A 23,630-nucleotide genomic window follows, 5' to 3' on the forward strand; every position below is an offset into this window, starting at 1 on the left:
TGAGAGTGACTAGTGCCGGCGCGGCTCGGCATCTGGCTGCATAGAAGGCTCGGCCGCGGCGAACGCATCGAGGCTCATTGCATGATCTGCCAGCCGGACGATTGTCGGGTAGTCGTCAAGCGGTATGTTGAAACGCCGGGCGTTCCAGACCTGTGGGACCAGACAGAGATCAGCAAGCGTAGGCGTGTCGCCGAAGACGAACTTTCCGACCCGCCGATCCGTCGACAAGCGCGACTCCAGCGATCTGAAACCAAGATCAATCCAGTGTCGATACCACGCGTCCTTCTGCTCTTCCGAAAGCTCCAGGGTCCCTTTCAAGTATTTGAGGACGCGAAGATTAGCCACTGGATGAATCTCGCAGGCAATCTGCAAAGCAACCGATCGCACGAAAGCACGATCGAGCGCCGAGCGCGGGAGCAGCGGCGGCTCCGGGTATAGCTCGTCAAGATACTCGACGATGGCAAGCGACTGCGTCAGGACGCTCGCCTCGCCGTTGACCGCGTGAGTCAGCGTCGGCACCAGTCCGTCCGGATTGATCGCCCGATACTCCGGGAGCAATTGCTCACCTCCATCGCGCACAAGATGCACCGGCGCCTGATCAAACCGAATTGTCTTGAGTGCCAATGCAATTCGGACGCGATACGACGCCGAACTGCGAAAGTAACCATGCAGCGTGAGATCGCTCATGCACTCTCCGACGCGGGCACGATCCGCCCCGCACACGAACCGAAACCGACCCGGTAGCCATCGCCTTGGCACCAGCCGCGCAACACGATCTCGTCGCCGTCCTCCAGGAACGTGCGTTGCCGCCCGGATGGCATCGTCATGGGGCGCTGGCCGTTCCACGTCGATTCGAGCAGTGAACCGCACGAGTCCGAAGTCGGCCCGCTGATGGTCCCTGAGCCCATCAGGTCGCCTACTCGCACGTTACAGCCTGACGAAGTGTGATGCGCAAGTTGTTGCGCCATCGTCCAGTACATGTACTTGAAGTTGGTCCGTGCGATCGTGCTCGCCTCGCTTTCTCCCACGCCGTGCAGATCTACCTCGAGCCGGATATCGAAGCCATGACGGCCCGAATGGCGAAGATAAGGTAACGGCGCCGGTGATTGTTCCGGCTGAGCGCATCTAAACGGCTCCAGCGCATCGAGGGTGACGACCCATGGGGAAATGGTCGTAGCGAAGCCCTTTGAATTGAACGGCCCGAGCGGCACATATTCCCACTGCTGGATATCGCGTGCGCTCCAGTCATTGAGAAGGACCATGCCAAAGATGTGCGCTTCTGCCTGTTCGCACTGAATCGGTTCGCCCAGGCGGGTGTTCGTTCCCACGATGAAGCCCGTCTCCAGTTCGATATCGAGCTTTCGACACGGCCCGAATGCAGGCCGCTCGGCCTCGGGCAGCTTGGTCTGGCCGTTCGGCCGTTTGACCGGCGTGCCACTGACGACCACCGATGAAGCACGGCCGTTATATCCGATAGGGATTTCGAGCCAGTTCGGCAGAAGCGCGTTTTTGGGGTCGCGAAACATCGTCCCGACGTTTGTCGCGTGCTCTTTCGAGGAGTAGAAATCGGTGTAGCCCGGGATGTCGACAGGCAGATGCAAGCGAGCGTCGGACTGTGGAACCATCACCGTCTGCCGCAGCAGCGCGTTATCACGCAGCACCGCATTGCCGGCATCGAGCAGCGACGAAAGTTGCACGCGCAAGGCACGCCACTCTGTTTGCCCGAGTGCAATGAAGTCGTTCAGTGACGAACGCGCGAATGTCTTGCGCTTATGCGACAGCAGACCGTGGTCGGCCAGGACAGTCAGATCCACGATTTGATCGCCGATGGCGACGCCAACCCGCGCTGCCTCATTCTGACTATTGCTAAAGACCCCGAACGGCAGGTTTTGAATCGGGAAGTCGCTCTCGGGTTCATTCGCCGAAGCGACCCAACTCTTGCGTTGCCGATCATTGGTCGCTTGCCAGGTCATCTGATTGATGTCATTCACGATTTCGATTCCGCCAGGAAATTTTTCTGCAAGCCCTGCCAGCACTCGAAATATTGCGCCTGCAATTGCGACGTCTCAAGTGCATACGCCGTCGGTCTGATGACGCGCGGCGTCTCGAACATGAAGGCCAGCGTGTCATCGACCTTGTGCGGCTTCGTCGTATCGGAGCTCGACGCCCTGCGGAACGTCTCGGCATCGGGCCCGTGTCCGGACATGCAGTTATGCAGGCTTGCGCCTCCCGGCACGAACCCTTCTTCTTTCGCGTCATACACGCCGTGCACGAGGCCCATGAACTCGCTCGCCACGTTGCGGTGAAACCAGGGCGGACGGAATGTGTCTTCCGCGACCAGCCAGCGCGGCGGGAAAATCACGAAGTCGAGCGAGTGGACGCCCGGCGTGTCGCTGGGTGACTGCAGCACCAGAAAGATCGAGGGATCGGGATGGTCGTAGCTGATCGAGCCAATCGCGTTGAAGTGGCGCAGATCGTACTTATACGGCGCATAGTTGCCGTGCCACGCAACAACATCGAGCGGCGAGTGACCTATATCTGCCCGCCACAGGTGACCATCGAACTTCGCGACGAGTTCGAACTTGCCTTCCCGATCCTCGAATGCAGCCTTCGGGGTCAGGAAGTCGCGGGGATTCGCGAGGCCGTTCGATCCGATCGGCCCGAGATCCGGCAGGTCGAGCAACGCGCCGAAGTTCTCACAAACGTAGCCGCGCGCACGTCCATCCGGCAGTGCTACCGTAAAGCGCACGCCACGCGGAATCACGGCTATCTCGAACGGCTCCAGTTCGATGACACCCAGCTCCGTGGCGATCGTCAGACGGCCTTCCTGAGGCACTATCAGCAACTCGCCGTCAGCCGAATAGAAGAACCGGTCGCGCATTGAAGCAGTCGCCGCGTAGAGGTGAATCGCGCAACCGCTCATCGATGCCGCCGAACCGTTGCCCACCATCGTAATCAGCGAATCGACGAAGTCGACCGGCGCATCACTCATCGGCAGCGGATCCCAGCGAAGCTGATTGGGCGGCGTGGTGGGCACCGTCGAAAAGTCTCCGACCAGACGATCGTTGGCTATCGGCGTGAACGGCATATGAACAGCCGCAGGACGAATGCGATAAAGCCAGGAGCGACGGTTGTGAGCACGCGGTGCGGTAAAGGCCGTGCCGGACAACTGCTCGGCATAGAGTCCTTTTGCGACTCGTTGCGGCGAATTGCGTCCCACGGGCAGCACGTCCGCCAACGCTTCTGTTGCGAACTCGTTGCCAAATCCGGACTGATACCCGGTGCCAGCGGCCCTCGTCAGGCCGTATGTTGCTTCCGACATATGCGTCTCCGGTCGAATGGGGAATGTCGAGTCAGTGAGGCTGTTGCAGAGCCCCGGCGGCACTGCTCACGCCGGCGCGCGCCACTGCAAGCGCTTCGCTCAGTACTTCCGCATCGCCGATATGGTTCGCCAGGAGCAGCACCAGCTTGGCATTCATGAAGTGGCTTTCCTCGTCCGTCAGTCCGTTGTGCGTATCTATCAGCTTTTCGTAGAACGCGTCCGGATCTGCAATGTTCAATTCAATGTTGAGCTTGTTCATGGTCGTTCATCCGTTGCACGTTGCGCGTTTGAGGGCCGCTTCGATTGATGCGGTGTCGAGGACGCGCCACCGCGCGCAGACATGCTGGTCGGGCCGCAGCAGGTAGAAGGTGCCCGGCCGCGCATCAAGGCGATGCGTGAGAATGCCTTCAACGTCTTCGATGACCGTCACGCCCGGCGCCGTGTGCCCTATTTGCGCCGCCGCACCGCGTGGTACGACGATTAGCAAGCGCACTGGAACCGGAAAACCCGCGAACGCGGTGAGCCGCTCGGCACAGGCGGACAGGTCATCACCAAGCCCGCAGAAATAGACGCCCGAGAATTGACCGCCGCCGGTCCGGTTCAGGAACCATGCGTCCTTGCCATCGACTTGCACAGGCGCATCCGTGCAGACCGCGCCCGGAACCACGGTGCACGAGAATGCGTCAGCGGCTTCATCCGGCGTATTCAGTGGCGAATCGCGCAGCACTGCGGGCACCGACAGGCGGCCGCTATTCACGATGCGCCGCGCAAACGGACAATCCTTCGCGAGCTTAAGCGTCGCATCGCGAAACACGCGCGACACCGCGCTCTTCGGCGTGATGAAGTCCGTTGCACGTGTCGAGTTGAGAATGTTTTCGTCGGCGGCGTATTCGCGCTCGGACGCATAGGTGTCGAGCAGTGTGGGCGGCGCATCGCCATTGACCACCAGCCGCAGCTTCCATGCGAGGTTGTCCGCGTCCTGCACGCCACTGTTCGCGCCGCGCGCACCGAAAGGCGACACGCCATGCGCGGAATCGCCCGCGAACAGCACGCGGCCATGCCGGAAGCTGTCCATGCGCAAGCATGAAAACGTATAGACGCTCACCCATTCCAATTCGAATTCGACGTCCTCACCGAGCAGCGCCTTCACGCGCGGAATCACGCGCTCCGGCTGCTTCTCCGCGACCGGATCAGCGTCCCAGCCGAGCTGGAAATCAATCCGCCATACGTTGTCCGGCTGCTTATGCAGCAGTACAGACTGATTGCGGTGAAATGGCGGATCAAACCAGAACCAACGCTCGGTCGGAAATGGAGCCTTCATTTTCACATCGGCGATCAGGAAACGATCCTTGAAGGTCCGCCCGCGGCTGTCGAGACCGAGCGCACTGCGCACCGCACTGCGTGCGCCGTCGGCCGCGATCACATACTGCGCTCGCAACGGATACACGCCATCGGGCGTTTCGACCTGCAACTCGACATAGCCGTCGTACTGCGTAAGGCCAATGACATTGCTCTTCCAGCGCATCTGCAGGTTGTCCGTTTCCTGCGCGCGTTCGGCCAGATAGCCTTCGACGTAATACTGCTGAAGGTTGATGAACGCTGGACGCGCATGACCGGTTTCAGGCAACAAGTTGAACGTGTAGATCAGTTCGTCCTGCAGGAACACCTTGCCGACGTTCCAGCTCACGCCCTTCTCGACCATTTGATTTCCGCAGCCGAGGCGATCGAAGATTTCCAGCGTACGCTTTGAGAAGCAGATCGCGCGGGAGCCGCTGGAAAGGGTGTCGTCATTGTCCACGAGCACCGTGCGCACGCCCTGCTGCGCCAGGTCGATCGCTGCGGCAAGCCCAACGGGCCCCGCGCCGATGACGACGACTGGATAGAGTGTCGGCGTTCCCTCATCGTGATCGGCGGCCCGCTCGTAGTCGAACCGCAGCGTTTGATAATCGATCTGCATGGCGTCTCCGTTTGCTGAAAGACAGCAAATTAATTTATAGCAATATACTTTGTTCCTCGCTAATGTTCGTCATTGTATAAAGCTTTTGACATACGCAAATCTGTGTTTACCCTTACGTCGCGTCTGCGCAATGTGATTTATCTGGCGTCCGAGGAAGGGGAAAGGCAGAAACCAGGAGCTTCGAAATTCTCACCGGACGTCTTGCCGTGCCGGGGGAGAAGCCGCGCGTCTTCGCGTGTGCGCGAAGCTAGTTGCCGAAGTTGACCGAACAGCTCGCTTCGCTTGTCCAGACGCACGCTGGGACCTCTCAACCACGACTCTCAGTAACCACAGACGGTGCCAGCGGGATGCAAAGCATCTATCGCCAGTTCCCGTTTAGCGCCACGCCGAACCTTGACTGGTTTCGCATCTCGATGCCGGTGCGGTATCTCTAGCAGATCGTCAGGGGTCTGCTGCCACGGTCCGAGACGGAGCAGTACACGAAGAAAGCGCTGCAAAATTACGTCAACAAATTACGCTGGTGCTTCTGGCATGCGAACGCTGCAAAAGCGGAGCAACGAATGCGACAGATCCCGCTGCTCTGTCGCATCGTTGTGCCCCAGACGCCGCGATTCGGGCGCAGCCTCGAGCAACTCGACTATCGCCTCGGCGAGTTGTTCGCTTACCTTGAAAGCAACCACGGCTCGACGATCGACTGCGGGTAGCACTATCGTGAGCACAAGCCGATTTCGACGGCCATGGCGGAATCGGCGGTGAACCAAGTGATAAACGCACGCATGTGCAAATGTCAGCAAACGCGCTGGACGCCACGTGGCGCCCATCTGCTTGCACAGATGCGATGCGCGCTGATCAATGGTGATCTGGCAACTAAGCTTGCAGCCTATAGAGCGCGCATCGACGAAGTACCGGAGGACGTGAGCCGCTTTCTCGAGTTCCTGCAGCTGGCGGCAGAAGCGGAACCCCACGCTTTTTAACTGTCCCCCTGAATGGACGACTTTAGTAGCACTTTTCGGACGACTTTACTTCGTTTGACAACCATTGAGCAGTCCGTATCCGCTAATCCACGGTCCACGGTCCACGTCTCACCCTTCGTTAGCGCGGAGCGCACCGCGACCCTGTGTCCTCGGTTTCGCTCGACGACGGTAGCGTAAGCACCGCGTTTCCTATGAAAGTCCGTTCTTAAATACCCGCGTGCATATCGCTCGCCGCATGCGTCTGCCGCCTCTACAAGCAAACCCTACGCGATCGTTTGCCAAATCGGGCTAAAGGCTTTTTTTTGGTATCCCTACATTCCTCTTCACAGCAGCCTGGAAACAACCGTATCTGGAACGACGTGAGGAGTGGGAAATGAAGCAACTTGCAAAGCTGGTTTTGTTGGCAATGTGCAGCGGGTCGATTGCACTTGCATGGGCGGAGTCGCCCAATGATCTGACGATCGTGGGCGCGCAGAAGGGAGCGAGCAGCGACGGAGTGATACCGGCATTTTCCGGCCACGATACGCCGCAAGCAGGATGGAGCGCGGGCAAGGTGCGCGGCGATTACTGGAAATACAAGGACGAGAAACCTTTGTTTTCGATTACCGTGGCTAACCTCGACAAGTACGCAGACAAGCTTTCGCCGGGCCAGATTGCGCTGTTCAAGCAGGTCAAGAACTATCAGATGGACGTCTATCCCACCCATCGCGATTGCAGCTATCCGGACTGGGTGCAGGACAACATCAAGAAGAATGCGGACAGTGCCAAGCTCGACGCCAATGGTGATCACCTGCAAAGCGCAGTACTTCCAGGCATCCCGTTCCCCGGTGCGAAGACCGGCCAGGAAGCAGTCTGGAACTACCTGACCCGGTACCGCGGTGTGGGCGCTCAATGGGCTAAGGTCAATACAATGGTGTCCCCGCGTGCGGGCAGCTCCGACTGGATTTCGGTGACGAGCCACCAGACCTTGTATTTCCCGTGGGGCAAGAAGGGAGCCAACACGCTCGCGCCCAACGACTCGCTGTTCTCGATCCACTTCGCCTACGACACGCCACCGGCGCTGGCCGGTCAGGGGCTCGTCCAGACATTCCACTTCGCCGACAACGAATCCCCTACGTTCTACTACTTTCCAGGTCAAAGGCGCGTGCGCCGGATGCCTTCGTACGACTACGACGCCCCGCAGATCGGCTTCGAAAACCAGTACACCGTCGACGAACCCTGGCTCTTCAATGGAGACATAGATCGCTTCAACTGGAAACTCGTCGGCAAGAAGGAACTGTACGTTCCCTACAACGACTTCGCGATGTACGACTTCAAGAAGAGCGCGGCGGACGTATTCAAGCCAGATGGAGTCGATCCGTCAGCACGGCGCTATGAGCTGCACCGTGTCTATGTGCTTGAGGCAACGCTCAAGTCGAACATGCGGCACATCTCGCAGAAAAAGGTGCTGTATCTCGACGAAGACACATATCTCGCGTTGGTGGGCGAGGATTACGACGCGCAGGGCAAGCTCTGGAAAACGAAGGAAGGCTATCCGGTTCCGGTCTGGGAACTGGGTGGCACGTGTGATATTGAGCCCTTTGCCCAATACAACCTGCTTGCGGGGCGCTACGTCACTGATCAATCTGTGATCGGTACTGGCCAGGACGTGCATTACTTCGAGACCACTAGCGATCCACACTTCTCATCCGACTTCTACTCGGCCGAGAACCTGCGTTCAATCAGCGAGCGTTAATTCGTGTGGCGCTGGAGAAGCGCGCGCCTCGTGTGCGCGTGCCTCCATGACCGCCCATCAGGACAGAACAAATAAGGTTAACTATGAAAACGACAGGGGTAGGCTTGGCGGCTTCGGTTTCGCTCGCAGTGTTAGGCGCGGCGTCGTCAAGCGCTTACGGCTACGACTTCACGACGGGTTTTGGCGATCTGTCCGGCTCGCTGGTTTCGAATCTGACGGCAGGCGCGGGCATTCGCACGAAGAGTCCGAGCTGCTCGCTCACCGGCGACCCGAACGCATACGGTTGCGGTGCGGCAGCCAACGTCAACCAGTGGGGTTTCGGGGATGACGGCGATCTGAACTACCGCAAGGGGCAGGCGTTCAGTACCTACATCAGCGCGACGAGCGAGCTTCTACTGACGATGCCCAACGAAGGCTACAAGTTCATGATACGCGGTACCGCCATGTACGATTTCCTGGCCGGCGATACCGCGAGAACGCCTCTCTCCAGTACGGCGTCGGCACAGGTGGTCTATCCGGTGCAACTACTCGACCTGTGGGTTGAAAAGGACTTCAACCTTGGCGGCGGGCCCGCGCACGTGCGCCTGGGCAATCAGGTCATCAACTGGGGCGAGAGCTACTTCGCGACGGGCGGCATCAATGCGACGAACTCCGTCGATATCCAGAAGCTCCTGATCCCGGGTCGCAACTCAAGCAGGCACTGCTGCCGGCACCGATGCTGAGCTTTGCGGCCGGTCTGGGTAACGGCTTCAGCACTGAGGGGTACTACCAGTTCCAGTGGAACGGCAACCGCTATCCGCCCGTAGGCACATTCTGGTCGGTCAGCAATAATTTCGGGCGTGGTGCAGTACCGGCTACCGTCAACTCCAACAACTTCAACGTGGGCGGTGTCGATGCGGGCACCATCGCCGGCTCGAACAGCGGCAATTCCACGACGCTCTCGACGATCAACTCGGGCCTGGTGAACGGCCAGTATGCGGGGTCGCCGTATAACTCGATTGGCATCCCCGTGTCCACGCAACTGCCGAGCGAGTACAAGCCTCAGTTTGGCGTGAAGCTTAACTACAAGCCGAAGAACATCGACGCGAATTTCGGTTTCTACTATGAGAACTATACCGACAAGTCGCCGGTGCTTTCCACACTCGCCAACGGTTCGAACCAGTGGTCGTATCTCGAGAATCGCCAACTGTTTGGGGCGAGTGCGAACTTTGCGCTAGGAGATTGGGCGATCGGCACCGAACTGTCATACCGTCCGCATGACGCAATCGCATTGTCCAGCTGTTTCGGGGCGAATGGGCCGCTCGATTCGAACACCAATGGCGTGAGTGGCATCAACTGCCAGCAATGGGAAGACAGAAAGAAGCTCCAGTACGACATCAACGGGCAGCTCAATCTCACACAGAGCGAGTATCCGTTCCTGAAGCTCATCCATGCGGACATGGCCGTGTTGACCGCCGAGTTGACGTGGATTTACTACCCCGGTTTGAGTTCGAGCGGCGTGACGCGCACGATCGACGGCCAAAGCGTCACGCAAGTGCCAGCCGCCGGTTACTACGCATGGCTGAACAATGGCTCAAGCCTGGGTTACCCAATCGTTGCAGCGCAGGGTACCGCTAGCTCGGTGGGCGCAACCGTCGACTTCAACTGGACGTATGACGGAAGCCTGATTCCTGGCTGGCAAGTAACACCTGGTGTGACTTTCTCCGATGCGCTGTATGGGTACACACCAACCTTCTCGGCGAACTACCTGCAAGGTGCGAAGTCGCTGAACTTCTACGTGCTGTTCAACCAGAACCCCACGGTTTGGCAGGCCGGTATCAATTTCACGGCGTTCTTCGGCGGGCATAACACGGTCGGCCAGCCGTATGCCGACCGGAATTTCGTGGGTATGTTTGCAACGCGCAATTTCTGAACCGTTCAGCGCAGTCAAGCGGTACGCATGTCCGCGTACCGAAATCTTTGAAGGATAGGCCGTGTTAAATCGCTTCGTTACCCGTCTTGAGAAACTGTTTTTCGGACATCGTGCGGTCGTGCTGATAGCGATCGGGATTTTCACCGCCATCATGGCCGTGTTCGCAGCGCAGTTACGCATGGAGGCTGGCTTCGAGAAACAGATGCCGATAGGCCATGAGTACATCAAGACCTTCCAGAAGTATCGCAACGATCTGTTCGGCGCGAATCGCATCACCGTTGTCGTGCGCGCCCGCGACGGCAATATCTGGACGCCACAAGGACTCACGCGCTTGTACAAGGTGACACAGGCGGTCATGTTCCTGCCGAACGTTGACCGGCAGGGCGTGGAGTCGCTGTGGACGCCCAACGCGTTCGTCAATGAAATTACCGAGGATGGCTTTCGCGCCAACCCCGTCATCGACGGTACGATCACGCCTGATCAACTGACGCCGCAAATCATCGCGAGGATCCGGCGGTCGGCGACAGACGGGGGTTATATCGGCACCCTCGTCTCGCACGGCGAAGGCAGCGCGATGATTACGGCCGAACTGAACGAGCGCGACAGCGCGGGTAAGGTGCTCGACTACGTCGCGTTCAACCATTTGCTCGAAACGCAGATCCGCGAGCAGTTCGAAGACACGGGCTATGAGATCCAGATCATCGGCTTTGCGAAGCAGATCGGTGACATCGCTGACGGCGCGACCGCCGTGCTCGGTTTTTGCGGTGTCGCACTGCTGCTGACCGCGCTTGCGGTGTACTGGTACAGCCATTCCATTCGCTTTACGATCCTGCCGATTGCGTGTTCGCTGACGTCGCTCGTCTGGCAGTTCGGCACACTCAGGCTGCTTGGCTTCGGTCTCGATCCGCTCGCGGTGCTGGTGCCGTTCCTGGTGTTCGCGATCGGCGTGTCGCACGGCGTGCAGCAGGTCAACTACATCGTGCGCGAACTGTCGCACGGGCGCAGCTCGCTCGACGCAGCGCGCCACAGCTTTAGCGGCCTGTTGATACCCGGCACGCTGGCGCTGATCACCGCATTGGTGTCGTTCATCACGCTGCTACTAATTCCGATTCCCATGGTGCGCGAGCTCGCGATCACGGCATCGCTCGGGGTAGGCTACAAGATCGTCACGAACCTGATCATGCTGCCAGTGGCTGCGTCCTGCTTCCATTTCACGAAGGCGTACGCCGATCGCGCACTCGACAAGCGCGAGCGCCGCTCGGCGTGGCTGCGCAAGCTGGCGCGGGTCGCCGAACCGAGGAACGCCTACGTTGTCGTCGCGATCACGGCACTCGTGTTCGTGCTGGCAGCGTGGCAAAGCCGCGACCGCGTGATCGGTACGCTCCAGCCGGGTGCACCGGAGCTGCGTGCGGACGCGCGTTTCAACCGCGATGCCGTGTCGATCGCGAACAACTACGACGTCGGGCTTGACTGGCTGACGATTGTGTTCGAGTCGGCGGGCGCTGCTTGCGACAGTCCTGCAGTCGGCGTGTTCGAAGATGACTTCGCGTCGGCGATGCAAAGCGAGCCGGGGGTCGTTTCGGTGCAATCGTATCCCGCGATGCTGCGCACATATAACGAAGGCTATAACGAAGGCAATCCGAAAATGAATGTGGTGCCGATTGATCCGGGCAACTACGGCGGACTATCGGCTGAGATCGGACGGGTCAAGGGCTACATGAACAAGGATTGCAGCATGACGGCGGTCCACCTGTTCCTAACCGATCACAAGGCGAAGACACTTAACCGCATCCTGGCGGACGTCAAGCAATACCGTGCGTCGCACCATCTCGACGGGGTCTCGATCCGGCTCGCCGCAGGCAATGCCGGAGTGCTGGCTGCGACCAACGATGAGGTGGCGCAAAGCGAGCTGCCGATGATGCTCTACGTCTACGCGGCGATCCTGATCCTCGTGTTCCTCGCCTATCGCGACCTGCGCGCAATGGTGGCGTGCTGTGCGCCGCTGACAGTTGCAACCTTCATCGGCTACTGGTTCATGAAGGAGCTGCAGATCGGCCTGACCGTCGCGACGCTGCCGGTAATGGTGCTCGCAGTCGGGATCGGCGTCGACTACGCGTTCTATATCTACAACCGGCTGCAACTGCACATGGCGAACGGCCAGACCATCGTCAAGGCGGTTGAGCACGCGATGCTCGAGGTCGGCGTGGCGACGATCTTCACGGCAATCACGCTCGCGATCGGCGTCGCGACCTGGAGTTTCTCCGCGCTGAAGTTCCAGGCCGACATGGGGAAGCTGCTCGCGTTCATGTTCATCGTCAACCTGGTGATGGCGATGACGGCCTTACCGGCGCTCGCGGTCCTGCTTGAGCGCTGGTTCCCGCGCCGCAAGCCGGTGCGCGCGCCGGGTCTGCTGGGCCACTGAGCATGTCGGACATAACATCAAGGGTTTCTCAATGATCAAAAATCTTCTTGCCTGTGCCGCGCTGTGTTGTGTCTGCGTGAGTAGCTTCGCGCAGACGGACGGCAGCACAGCAGCACCGCTAACGGTCTTGCCCGCACACCCTTGGGGCGACCCAACCCACTCGATGCTGCTGGACGCAACACGCGCCGGTTCGCGGATCGTCGCCGTCGGCGAGCATGGCATCGTCGTACTGTCCGACGATGGAGGCCATACCTACAGGCAGGCGAAAGCAGTCCCGGCCTCGTCGACACTTTCGGCGGTCTATTTCGCCGACCCACAGCACGGCTGGGCTGTGGGCCAGTGGGGCGTCATTCTCGACACCGTCGATGGCGGCGAAACCTGGACGCTGCAGCGTGCCGTTACATCGATCGACCAGCCGCTCTTCTCAGTGTATTTCAAGGACGCGAGTCACGGCTGGGCGGTTGGCCTGTGGTCGCTCCTGCTGGAAACAGCCGACGGCGGCCACACCTGGAACGTCTCGAAGCTACCGCCGCCGCCCGGCGGCGGCAAGGCTGATCGCAACCTGTACCGGATCTTCGCCGATGGCTCGGGCACGCTCTTCATTGCCGCTGAGCAGGGCATCGTGCTTCGCTCACGCGACGGCGGTTCCACTTGGGAATATCGTCAAACCGGCAACAAGGGCAGCTTGTGGACGGGCACTGCGGCAGCGGACGGTTCGATATTTGTCGGAGGACTGCTTGGTCACCTCTACCGCAGCCATGACGGCGGGGATACGTGGACCTCCGTCGACTCGGGTTCAAACGGGTCTATCACGGAGCTCATCGCGTCGGGGGATCAGGTGTTCGGCGTTGGCCTGGATGGGTTCGTGCTCAACGGGTCCTCTGCCGGCGCACGCTTCACAGCGAAGCAGCGACCGGACCGTGCCTCACTAACCGCACTGGTCGTGCCGGGCGCTGGAATAAGCGCACCCATCTTCTTTTCCAAGGATGGCATCCTGAAGTCCGAGTAGCGAAAGGCGCATTGATACCCTGTGAAAAACGAAAGCGGATGCGGTCCAAATTCTGAAGCGGCGTCCAATGGATAAAGGACTCGCATCGCTCTCTGGGCCGACGCCACGCGTTGCCAATTTGCGCTCACCGCTGCCATTTTGACTCCCTAAAGTGAATTGCATCAGGCACGGGTTGGGGAAAGGCAGCGCAGCCCGCCGTGAAACCGGGTTCAGAATCAGGACTTTCCGGAGCCGCCACATATTCTGGAGTAAAGCAAATGACCGTCGCAGTTGAAACACCCGAATCCACCGAGCTTCGGCAAGGCGCGTTAGGTCTTGGGTTTATTATCTTCTTTGTCATCTCGGCCGCGGGCCCTCTCGTCGCTATCGCAGGGGGTTTTCCGATCGGCATCATGCTAGGCAATGGCGCGGGCACGCCTGCCCTACTGGTCGCAACAGTCGCAATACTGCTGCTGTTCTCGGCAGGCTATACGGCGATGGCGCGCCACATTACCAACGCGGGCGGCTTCTATGCGTTCACTGCCCGCGGTTTGGGCGGCACCGCTGGTGGCGCAGCGGCACTCCTTGCCCTGCTCGGCTACAACACGATGCAGATCGGCCTCTATGGCATGTTTGGAGCAGTCGTATCCGGGCTACTGAGCAGCCGCTTCGGCATCGACGCTCCGTGGTGGGCCTGTTCGTTTGTTGCAATGGCCAGTATTGCCGTGCTTGGCTACCGGCAAATCGACCTGTCCGCAAAGCTCTTGGGCGTACTGGTGTTCGGCGAATACATTGTTGTATTGATCCTCGATCTGGCAATCTTGATGGCCAGAGGCGACAGCGGGATCAATGGTGTGTCGTTTACCCCGCATGCATTTCTCAGCGGTACGCCAGCGATCGGCTTTCTGTTCTGCTTCGCGAGCTTCATTGGCTTTGAGGCCACCACCATCTATAGCGAGGAAGCGAAGGACCCGCACCGCACGGTGCCGCTCGCAACCTACATTTCGGTGTTGCTGATCGGCGTGTTTTACGCGTTTTCGGCGTGGTGCATGGTAATTGGTGCGGGCTCCGACAAGATCGTCAAAACCCTGACCTCATTGTCCGACCCGACAACGTTTCTGTACAGTTTGTCAGATCACTACGCCAACAAGACCCTGACTACGGCGATGAGCATTCTGTTCATCACCAGCGTTTATGCGGGATTACTCGCGTTCCATAATTCGGCGTCGCGCTATTTCTTTGCTGCGGGTCGCGAGGGCCTGCTGCCGAGGGTGATCGGCCGTACTCACCGAGTACATCAAAGTCCCCACATCGGGTCCGCCATTCAGACAGTCCTCGCCGCTATCGTCGTGCTCGCCTTTGTTGTCGCCAGGACCGATCCGGTGTTGACGTTGTTTGCCTGGCTGACCAACGTCGCGACGCTCTGCATCATTGCGCTGATGGCGCTGTCGTCCGCGGCGGTAATCGCGTTCTTCTTGAGGGTCCGTTCGGGTTCCGAAGGCCGGCTGCGTACGTTCGTGTTCCCGCTCGTTGCGGGTCTGGCATTGACTGTAGTGCTGGTTCTCGCCGTAGCGAACTTCTCAGTGCTGACAGGCGCCAGCGTCGTACTGTCCTATGCGCTTACAGCGTTGCTTCCGGTCTTCGCGATCATCGGCATCGCCCTGGCCAGAGCGCTCAAGCGTCGTGATCCTGCGTGCTTCGCGCGGCTGGGCAGTTCCAAACTCTAAAACCCGCAAGCTTAGCCTCGTTCACACGACGCAACGTCGCGAGCACCTTCCGGACCTCATCTGAGCTAGAGAAATACTGTGGAAATGAACAATCTGGATTCGTTGACTTACTATGCTGCAACCAAAAAGTACGACCTGCGGTTCCCCAGCCTGAACGAAGACATCGACGCCGACGTAGTCGTGATAGGCGGCGGCTTCTCCGGGATCAATACGGCGCTCGAACTGGCCGAGCGCGGCGTCACCAATATCGTCGTGCTCGAAGGCCGCTACCTCGGCTATGGCGGCACCGGGCGCAACGGCGGCCAGATCATGGCCGGGATCGGTCACGATCTCGACACGATCAAAAAGCATGTCGGCGAGGAAGGCCTGCAGCAGATCTTCAAGATCAGCAACGAGGGCGCAGGCATCATTCGCTCGCGTATTGAAAAGTACAATATCGACGCGGACTTCCGCTTCGGCTATGCGTACCTCGGCTTCAACCAGCGTCAGGAAAAGACACTGCGCGCCTGGGAACAAAGCTTCAAGGCTGTTGATCCGACAGTCGACGTGCAGTTGCTGACTGGAGCGGATGTCAGGAGGGTGGTGGGCTCCGATGTGTATGGAAGCGCCCTTCTGCACATGGGTGCGGGTCACGTGCATTCGCTGAATCTTCTGCTGGGTGAAGCGAAAGCACTCACGAGCCATGGCGCACGTATTTTCGAAAACAGCGCGGTCATCGACGTCGAATACGGCGAGCGGGTGACCGTCCGCACCGCGATGGGATCCGTGCGAGCCTCGAAAATGCTATGGGCGTGCAACGCCTTTCTTAACGGCATGGAACCCGAGATCCACCGCAAGACCGTCAACACCTATGCATTTCAGTTGTGCACGGAACCGCTGTCCGACGAACTCATTGAGCGCATTAGTCCGATTCGGGGCGCGTATAGCGACATCCGGCCTGTAATTGACTACTACCGCGTCACCAATGAAAACCGTCTGCTCTTCGGTAGCGCGACGGCACTGATCGACTACATCCCCAAGGACTTGAAGGCGTGGAATCGCAGCTTGATGCTCAAGGTGTTCCCGTACCTCAAGGATGTGAAGATCGATCTGGCGTGGGGTGGTCCACTGTGCTGTGGTGCGAACCTGTTCCCGCAGATCGGAACGCTTGCGGCCCACCCCAACGTGTTTTACGTGCAGGCTTATGCGGGATTCGGCGTGACTCCGAGCCATATCGTGTGCCGGGTGCTCGCGGAGGGAATGAGCGAGGGTTCACGCCGCTACGATCTGATGAGCTCGATTCCGCACCTGAATATCTTTGCCAAGGACAACCTGCGCGCCGTCGTGACCACTGGCGGGAAAGCATGGAACCAGCTTAGCGGTTTCTGGAAAGGACGCCGCTAGATTTTTCACTGTCGTACACATGGAGAACTACATGCTTAGTATCAAATTGGGCACACAACCGCCGGCTCTGGACCCGTGGGGCACAGTCGCCGACCTGGGGTCAACCATTATCGAGGGTGACGTCAAGGCGTTCGGTCACATTCACTTTGGCACACCGACCGCACCCGTTAGTGCGGGATTTTTCGCATGCACCAAGGGCAAGTTCGAGATGGTCTACCCGTTTAGCGAGCATGCCACCGTCATCGAGGGCGAATGTACGCTGCGCGATGAGAATACCGGCGAGTCGGTTCACTACAAGGCAGGCGATAGCTGGTTCATCGAGAAAGGTACACCGATCTCGTGGCACATCCTGACGGACCGGTTTACGAAACACTATCTGGCAGTGGTCTGACGGCAAGAGGAGTTAGCACCGGCAATCGGGATCTGGGGGCATCGCGTAGCCCTGCGTGATGGCCCCGGCAATGTGCCAGTACCACGAAAAAAGGGAAGTATGGATTCCTATGGGAACGAACAAAGCGCCGGCACACCAGTACAAGACGACGAGTTGTCGATTGTCCGGAGCATCACGGGAAGAATGAAGGGCTTCCTATATCGTCAGTTAAACGATGCAAACTTCACGGTGGTTTATGCGACGCCCTCGATCGAAACTTTGACGGGCTACCCGTCATCTCACTTCGTGGGCAACGCAGTACGTACGCTTCCCTCGTTGACCGAGCCTGAGGACGAAGGATACGTTCTTGATACGGTTCAATCAGCCCTTCAGAAACGGGAGATGTGGACAGTCGATTATCGAATAAGAACCGCCATGCGACGAACGGTATGGGTTCGGGAGATGGGTGGAGGCGTGTTTACCGACAATGGCAAACTGCTTTATCTGGAGGGTCTCGTTGTAGAGGTTCAAGGCGAACGCGCTGCACAAATCGCATCGGAGAAGCGGCTGAAGGCAATGACGGCATCCACCAACACCATTATTGGCGATGTTGCCGACATCCTGAGAACCATCCGTGCTCTATCGATTCTTTCATTTAACGCTCGGGTCGAGGCCGCGAGAGCAGGCGACAGCGGCCGCGGATTTGCCGTTGTTGCCGCCGAAATAAAAAGGCTTGCAGACGACACGGACAAGCTGACGAAGCAAATCTCAACGAACGTCAAGATTGTGCAGCGCGTGATGACGCAAGAGTGATGAATCCCTCCTGCCTACCGCAAGCGCCGCGTCTGTGAAGGCAATTCTCCAAACAGGTCGCGATATTCCCGTGCAAAATAGCCAAGGTGCGTAAACCCCCAGCGGGCCGCGGCATCACCAACCAGCAAATCGTTCGCACTCGTCGAACGTAGCAAGCGATGGACGGCGTTAAGCCGGATAGAACGCAGGTACTCGACAGGCGTAACGTTGGCGATCCGCTGGAAGCTGGTCTGCAAGGTGCGGCGGCTACAGCGCAGCGCGCGGCAGAGGTCGAGCACTGTGATCGGCTGCTCGGTATTCTCCTGCACAATGCGTTCACAACGACGCACGATGTCACTATACGTGGCATGCGTCAGGTCGCGGCGCGGCTCGCCGGTCGCGCTCTCGAGCAGACCAAACAGCACACTGATCAATTCATCCCTGAAACCCTTCGCTGCGCCCGGATGGGCGAACGCGCCGGCATTGCGCTCGGCTGCGTCGAGAAACGGTGCAAGCCGTTCGCGCAACATCACTCCCTGCTCATCCCCGAGGCGCAGCACGTTCTGCTTCATCTGCCGCGCACATGACTCGCCGACCACCACGCTGACGAGTTCGTCCATCGCGTCGGTCGGCACGCTGATGCCAGTAAAGTGCGTCGACTCCGGCGTGTGAAACCGGAACTCCTCGCCGGCGCCCAACAACAGAAGTGCGTAGCCGTCTAACCGTTGTCCCTGGAAGGTGCCGACGAGCGGCGCGTACAGCGGTACCGCAATCGACGACTGCCCTGTTGGCGCGATCCCCTGTTGCGCGACCCGACGATTGGTCGACTCACGAAAAAAGTGGAAGTCGCTCGACGAGGCCTGGACCAGCGTGCTCTGGAAACGTCCCGGTGTGATCTGGCGATACACCTGCTCCCAACCGCTCACGGCCGACGAATGATCATGCACGTCGGCGAGCATGCTGATCCGAAATTCCATCGTACCCTCCTACTCACGTTCGATATGCTGCACGATTTCGTATGTGGCGACTCAGCACCCCATTCGCAAGACCAAACCCGCGTTGCGTAGCGGAGTCCTGGCTGAGTGCAGTCGTGTTGGTTTATCAATCTAGAATGACAAATTAAATCTGGAAAGACAAATCCATCGCCGTCGGCTCAACGCAGCATCGTTATGCCGATTTGTGAGTATGCGTCGCACCCAGTCTTTCAAAATTTATACAATAATGACGGCGCGCGACAAACTTGAAAGCCATCTCACGCACCGATCTGCCGGCAGACTGAAGACAGATGTCTCCAGCCGGGCATCGTCATTCACCGGGCATGACCTCATCGCAGCCAGTTGCGGAGTGCCGCGGCAATCGCATCGAGACGCTGTGTGTCGATCACCAGCGGCGGCGAGAGGATAATCGTGGTGCGGACCGGACGCGACAGCACGCCAAGTGCTCGAGACATTTCCGCCACTGCGTTGGCATAGGTTGCCAGGTGGATCGGCTCACGCGTCATCTTGTCCTTGACCAGATCGAGTGCGACCATCAGCTCCTTGAGTTCGTGACGATCTCATCGAAAATCAAAAGTACTCCATATTTATTGCACGCTTCGTAAATCAGCGGTCAATAGTTTTCAGGAAGTTCAATCACGCCGCCTGCACCCTGCGCTGGCGCGTGATACATGCCACGACGGTATCCGGGCCCTGGAACACGATTTCGCGCTCCAGCATCTCCGTACAGATCTGGCCGGGTTCCGGTTCACCAATGCCCCGCCGAAATCCGTACCGTGATAACCCTGGTTTAGCGAAATGAACTTGGTGTGATCCACCTGCCTTCAAGTTTCAAGTATTGGCGGGCAAGCTTGAATGCCGACTCCACGGCGTCCGTGCCCGTCGAGCTATAGTTTTTGCAGCGTATGCAATCGGGTTCGATTGACCTCGTTCGGTTATGACCGACGTTGACGTTCCACAGGCCGTCGACGAGCCGCTTGTGATGCTCGTCGAGAACATAACACCCAGCGCCGCGCACACATTGCGGATCGGTTGGCGGTGCTGCATCTCGCCCGGGTGCAGCATCGGGTGCCAGAAAGCTGAATCGTGCGTCCCCGTCGGCTTGGCTCCAGTTTGCTTGCCGGTTCGTGAAAGCTCGTGCGCGGCTCAGTGCGCGATGCAGACGGACTTGGTTTCAGTGAAACCTTCGATAGCGTACTTGCCGAACTCACGGCCGATGCCCGACTGCTTGTAGCCGCCGAAAGGCATGCCCGGATCGAGCGGCACGTGCGAGTTGACCCAGACGGTGCCTGCGTCGATCTGTTGCACGAGGTTCATCACCGCGCGCAGGTCGTTGCTCCACACGCTCGCGGCAAGCCCGTATGGAGAGTCGTTGGCGAGGCGAAGCGCGTCGGCGGTATCGTCGAACGGCACGACCGCAAGCACGGGGCCGAATACCTCATCGCGCATGATCGCGGCGTCGTGCGGCACGTCGGCGATCACGGTGGGCCTCACGTAGAAACCCGGTAAATCAACAGGCGTGCCACCGGCGAGAAAACGCAAGCCATCGGCCTGCGCACGCGCGATATGCTGCTGAACCCGGTCGCGGTGCTGCGCCGACACGAGCGGATTGACCTGTGCGGCCGGGTCGAGACCAGGACCGATTGTCATGGCGTTCACAGCGTCGGCAAGGCCGTCGGCGACCTGCTGGTATTTGCTGCGGTGTACATAGATCCGCGATACCGCGGCACACACTTGCCCCTGGTTGAGAAAGCCGCCGACAAGCACACCCTGGATCGCCTGTTCGACGTCGACGTCAGCCAGCATCACGGCGGGGTTTTTGCCGCCGAGTTCAAGCGAAAAGCGCGTCATGTTCTGTACTGCGGCGGTCCCGACAAGTTTGCCAGTGGGCGTCGAGCCGGTGAACGAGATCTTGCTGAGGCCGGGATGCGCCGCGAGCGCCGCGCCGCACTCGCGGCCGCCCGTCACGACGTTGAACACACCCGGTGGCACCCCTGCTTCGAGTGCCAGTTCGGCGAGCCGCAGCGCGGTAAGCGGCGTCTCCGGCGAGGGTTTGATGACGATCGTGCACCCCGCCGCGAGCGCCGGCACCAGCTTCCATACGGCAATCATCAAAGGGAAATTCCACGGCACGATGCCCGCCACCACGCCGACCGGCTCCTTGCGTGTGAACGCCGTGTACCGGACGCCGGGCGGAAAAGGAATCGACACATCGAGCGTCTCGCCGGTAATCTTGGTCGCCCAGCCGGCCATATACCGCACGTATTCGATCGTCGCACCCACTTCGACCGCGCGCGACACGTTGATCGACTTACCCTGGTTCAGAGTTTCGAGCTGAGCCAGATCTTCCGCGTTGGCTTCCAGGAGGTCGGCGAAATGCAACAGGATGCGTTCGCGCTCGGCCGGACGCAAGCCGCTCCAGATGCGCGCATCGAATGCGGCGCGCGCATTCGTGACGGCGTTGTCGACGTCGATCGCATCCGCATCCGGCACGCTGGCAAGCCGCTCGCCCGTCGCCGGATTGAAGACATCGAGCCGCCGTGTTGAATGCGCGCGTTGCGCTCCACCATTGATGAACAGTCCGAAGTCGCGCCGAACGAAAGCCTGGACCGCGTCGCTGACGACGATTGCTTTATCGCTACTCATATCTTCAATCTCTCGTAGGTTACCGGGGAGTTCAGGTGCCCCCGGACAGTGCTGACAATCGGGATGGAACGACTGTGCCAGACAGGTTTGCGCGTCGTTAGCGCAAATCGGCAGGCAAGCGACGGCTAAGGGAAAACATGTAGAAGATGATTCCAGCGGTCGCGTCAGTCAGGACTCGACCTGACCATCCGGCAAGAGGCAGCGTTCGAACGCCCCGCGCTCCCTGAACGGGCGTTCAGGGAGCAACACCGCTTCGGCGGCGTTGATCTGCAACAGCAGCGCAAAGCGTGTGCCGTCAGCATGGCCGACGATCGCGCAGTTCGCCTCATCAAAGCCACGCTTAAAGCGCGGGTCACCGGTGAGAATGTCGATCTCATCATGCAGACCGATACAGCGCGCGCCGTCGACGATGTTCCAGCAATCAGGCAGTCGCATCAGGATGTCCGAGACATCCTCCTCGCGCGAGATCACCGCCGCGAGTGCTCCAGGGCGACGCCGGAACCAGCTGTCCGCGCCAGCCGGCTCGACTCGCAATGCGGCGACCGCATAGAGCAGCATCACATCATCGGCGGGTCCTACGCTGGTGAAATTCATATGCGAGGGGTCCATCATCATGAGGGTGGTATTTGTCACGGGAACAGGGCGCCGATCAGTTCGGTCCGGCTCGAGACACCAAGCTTGCGGAACATATGCGGCAGATGGGTCGTGACAGTCGGCTGCGCGAGGGGAGCATCGCGGGCAACCTGCTTGTTCGACATCCCATCGCGGACACGCAGCGCGATCTGCTCTTCGTGATACGTCCGGGCGGCCGGCCGCCGGTGTCGGTACGCATCGAATGTTCGCCACGTGACAGCGCCACCAGAGCCGCGCCAAGAACCGGCTGCAGCGCCTGTGAACGGCTCAGTTCATCAGCACGGAACCCCCCGTCGGGCACCATGGCCGCCGGTGAAACTGCTGCAACCGTGCGGGCGCTGTCTCGCAGCAACACCTCCGTCACATCTACCACCCGACGCGGCCGGGGAAATCGTCCCCAATAAACTGAGCTGTCTCGCGCCGAATCCGGCCACGCGCTGGCGAGCGTCAACACGCTGCGGGTCTGACGGCCACAATGCGAAGGATGTAGAAGATCGAGCGTGCAATAGTGCGGCAGGTAAATGCGATGCATCGTCTCGGCAAGGCCGAACAACTCGAAGTCCGAGCGCTCGTTGCCCGCGCCGAGCGAATAGAAAACCGTGGCCGACGGTCGACCTAGGCCCGCTAGCGCCATAACTACAGCGTCGATCGTAGGCACGAATTCACTCGAAGTGACGGGAATATCTCGGTTCTCATGCAACATGCGCGGTCTCCCGGATCGAAGGCTCGGGACTATTGTAGGAAGGCACCGTGGCAACGCGTTAGCTCGAATTGGCAAAGCTGAATGGCGGATTGCCGCCATTGCGATCGGCTGGACCGGTGCTCCGGTTAGCGGCTGTTGAGGGAAGCCGTTAAAAAGGCTGGGAGACGAGCGCGGAAGGGTATCGACTCCCTAACTACGAGACTAGGAGCCGCCATGCGATGCACGATCGTTCTTGAGTTCGATAACGGTAATGGGAGTGTGGTGAAGCGCGTTGTGGTCATGCGGTTCACAGGCACATCGAAGACCAGACACCCGGAGACGTGGCACTGTCACTCGCCGAAGGCAAGTCATTGCTCAATTGTGTGCAGCAGGAGTTCGTTGTCGAGCAGATCGAACGTTTTTGCGCGTCGCGTAGATCCTGTGTGGACTGCGGCGTACAGCGTCGCCTGCACGATAGTCATTGCTCGGAGCTGAAGACCGCGCTGGGAAAGGTTTTCTATTGTCGCGAACGATGGAAGGCCTGCAATTGTGGTGCTGACGGCTCAAGACATGTTTCTCCGCTCAAGAACTACCTGACGGAGGCAAGCACCGGTGAACTGAGATGGCTGCACGCGGAGCTTGGCGCCACGATGCCGCGCGTCTGGCAACGTCATTGCTTAATCGACAACCTCCGCCTTGTCCGGAGTCCCCTACAACGCGGGCTTTTTCGTTTCCACACCCGCTGCGCACGCTCTCTGAAGTATCATCGCAAGCCCACCGATTGACGTTCTGACCCATCCGCCATGACTCAAAACTATCAAGCGATCCTCGAACGGATTCATCGCGAGATCGAACCGTGGCGCACCGCGGGTCGCGTTGCTGACTACATTCCCGAACTGGCAAAAGTCCCGGCCAACAGCTTCGGCATGGCGATCGCCACACCGGCCGGCGAAGTCTTCCGTACGGGCCAAGCCGACACTCGGTTTTCGATCCAAAGTATTTCAAAGCTATTCGCCTGCACGATGGCTTTCCGGCTGCTCGGAGATGAACTCTGGGAACGCGTCGGCCGCGAACCGTCCGGGACACCGTTCA

18 protein-coding genes and 4 pseudogenes are annotated in these 23,630 nt (G+C 59.4%); 12 read left to right on the plus strand and 10 right to left on the minus strand.

The annotated features are described in order from the left end of the window. Window positions 1-9: 9 nt before the first annotated feature. The 5 genes from maiA to FH08_RS0147965 are packed head-to-tail and all read right to left on the minus strand — an operon-like array spanning window position 10 to window position 5,279. Window positions 10-687 (minus strand): maleylacetoacetate isomerase, encoded by a 678-nt coding sequence (gene maiA, locus FH08_RS0147945; protein WP_031365189.1) that lies wholly within the window; start codon window positions 685-687, stop codon window positions 10-12. Then, window positions 684-1,973 carry a fumarylacetoacetase gene (fahA, locus tag FH08_RS0147950; protein WP_031365190.1) on the minus strand — a complete coding sequence of 430 codons (1,290 nt, stop codon included), beginning with the start codon at window positions 1,971-1,973 and terminating at the stop codon, window positions 684-686. The genes maiA and fahA overlap by 4 nt, the downstream gene beginning before the upstream one ends. Before the next feature lie 14 nt (window positions 1,974-1,987). Next, entirely contained in the window at window positions 1,988-3,322 is a 1,335-nt protein-coding gene (hmgA, locus tag FH08_RS0147955; RefSeq protein WP_031365191.1) for a homogentisate 1,2-dioxygenase, read from the minus strand. Between the two features lie 31 nt (window positions 3,323-3,353). Then, entirely contained in the window at window positions 3,354-3,581 is a 228-nt protein-coding gene (locus FH08_RS0147960) for a DUF2783 domain-containing protein (protein ID WP_031365192.1), read from the minus strand. Between the two features lie 6 nt (window positions 3,582-3,587). Further along, window positions 3,588-5,279 (minus strand): FAD-dependent oxidoreductase, encoded by a 1,692-nt coding sequence (locus tag FH08_RS0147965; protein WP_031365193.1) that lies wholly within the window; start codon window positions 5,277-5,279, stop codon window positions 3,588-3,590. A gap of 560 nt (window positions 5,280-5,839) precedes the next feature. Here FH08_RS0147965 and FH08_RS52875 point away from each other — a divergent pair. The 10 genes and pseudogenes from FH08_RS52875 (at window position 5,840) to FH08_RS53950 (ending at window position 17,603) form a co-directional block, all read left to right on the plus strand. Continuing rightward, the gene (locus FH08_RS52875) at window positions 5,840-5,983 is read left to right on the plus strand and encodes a hypothetical protein (protein ID WP_160172580.1); all 144 of its coding nucleotides are present in this window, start codon (window positions 5,840-5,842) and stop codon (window positions 5,981-5,983) included. A 48-nt stretch (window positions 5,984-6,031) separates the two neighbouring features. Further along, complete coding sequence (locus FH08_RS0147975; protein ID WP_152603120.1) at window positions 6,032-6,253, plus strand: hypothetical protein; 222 nt, start codon at window positions 6,032-6,034, stop codon at window positions 6,251-6,253. 373 nt (window positions 6,254-6,626) lie between these two features. Beyond that, a complete protein-coding gene (locus FH08_RS0147980; protein ID WP_051889089.1) occupies window positions 6,627-7,988 on the plus strand; it encodes a DUF1329 domain-containing protein in 1,362 nt (453 codons plus the stop codon). Between the two features lie 83 nt (window positions 7,989-8,071). Then, window positions 8,072-9,900, plus strand: a pseudogene (locus tag FH08_RS49215) (DUF1302 family protein). A 61-nt stretch (window positions 9,901-9,961) separates the two neighbouring features. Then, window positions 9,962-12,322, plus strand: coding sequence for an efflux RND transporter permease subunit (locus tag FH08_RS0147990; RefSeq protein WP_031365196.1), 2,361 nt, complete (start codon window positions 9,962-9,964; stop codon window positions 12,320-12,322). 31 nt (window positions 12,323-12,353) lie between these two features. Then, complete coding sequence (locus FH08_RS0147995; protein WP_031365197.1) at window positions 12,354-13,331, plus strand: WD40/YVTN/BNR-like repeat-containing protein; 978 nt, start codon at window positions 12,354-12,356, stop codon at window positions 13,329-13,331. A 257-nt stretch (window positions 13,332-13,588) separates the two neighbouring features. Beyond that, window positions 13,589-15,037: an APC family permease gene (locus tag FH08_RS0148000; protein WP_031365198.1), complete on the plus strand. Its 1,449-nt coding sequence runs from the start codon at window positions 13,589-13,591 to the stop codon at window positions 15,035-15,037. Window positions 15,038-15,121: 84 nt separating this feature from the next. Then, window positions 15,122-16,420, plus strand: a complete 1,299-nt coding sequence (locus tag FH08_RS0148005; protein ID WP_031365199.1) for an NAD(P)/FAD-dependent oxidoreductase — start codon at window positions 15,122-15,124, stop codon at window positions 16,418-16,420. A 31-nt stretch (window positions 16,421-16,451) separates the two neighbouring features. Then, complete coding sequence (locus FH08_RS0148010; RefSeq protein WP_031365200.1) at window positions 16,452-16,811, plus strand: cupin domain-containing protein; 360 nt, start codon at window positions 16,452-16,454, stop codon at window positions 16,809-16,811. 99 nt (window positions 16,812-16,910) lie between these two features. Beyond that, window positions 16,911-17,603 carry a PAS domain-containing protein gene (locus FH08_RS53950; protein WP_051889090.1) on the plus strand — a complete coding sequence of 231 codons (693 nt, stop codon included), beginning with the start codon at window positions 16,911-16,913 and terminating at the stop codon, window positions 17,601-17,603. A 14-nt stretch (window positions 17,604-17,617) separates the two neighbouring features. Here the strand turns inward: FH08_RS53950 and FH08_RS0148020 are convergent, their stop codons facing one another. The 5 genes and pseudogenes from FH08_RS0148020 to FH08_RS54625 all read right to left on the minus strand — a co-directional run bounded on the left by FH08_RS0148020 (window position 17,618) and on the right by FH08_RS54625 (window position 22,490). Continuing rightward, window positions 17,618-18,559, minus strand: coding sequence for a helix-turn-helix domain-containing protein (locus tag FH08_RS0148020; RefSeq protein WP_031365202.1), 942 nt, complete (start codon window positions 18,557-18,559; stop codon window positions 17,618-17,620). Window positions 18,560-18,906: 347 nt separating this feature from the next. Continuing rightward, a pseudogene (locus FH08_RS51560) lies at window positions 18,907-19,642 on the minus strand (aminotransferase class III-fold pyridoxal phosphate-dependent enzyme). Window positions 19,643-19,723: 81 nt separating this feature from the next. Then, the gene (locus FH08_RS0148035) at window positions 19,724-21,223 is read right to left on the minus strand and encodes an aldehyde dehydrogenase family protein (protein ID WP_031365204.1); all 1,500 of its coding nucleotides are present in this window, start codon (window positions 21,221-21,223) and stop codon (window positions 19,724-19,726) included. A gap of 168 nt (window positions 21,224-21,391) precedes the next feature. Continuing rightward, window positions 21,392-21,856, minus strand: coding sequence for a hypothetical protein (locus FH08_RS0148040; RefSeq protein WP_152603121.1), 465 nt, complete (start codon window positions 21,854-21,856; stop codon window positions 21,392-21,394). Then, window positions 21,853-22,490: pseudogene (locus FH08_RS54625) on the minus strand (LuxR C-terminal-related transcriptional regulator). Before FH08_RS54625 ends, FH08_RS0148040 begins: the two are co-directional and overlap by 4 nt. 282 nt (window positions 22,491-22,772) lie before the next feature. On the opposite strand from FH08_RS54625, the pseudogene FH08_RS51565 reads away from it, so the two are divergent. Both FH08_RS51565 and FH08_RS0148055 read left to right on the plus strand, forming a co-directional pair. Beyond that, window positions 22,773-23,194: pseudogene (locus FH08_RS51565) on the plus strand (ISKra4 family transposase); the annotation flags it as partial. Between the two features lie 147 nt (window positions 23,195-23,341). Next, a partial coding sequence (locus tag FH08_RS0148055) for a glutaminase (protein WP_031365206.1) occupies window positions 23,342-23,630 on the plus strand: 289 nt, incomplete at its 3' end.

It is taken from the genome of Caballeronia sordidicola, assembly GCF_000729995.1.
GTDB lineage: Bacteria > Pseudomonadota > Gammaproteobacteria > Burkholderiales > Burkholderiaceae > Caballeronia > Caballeronia sordidicola_A.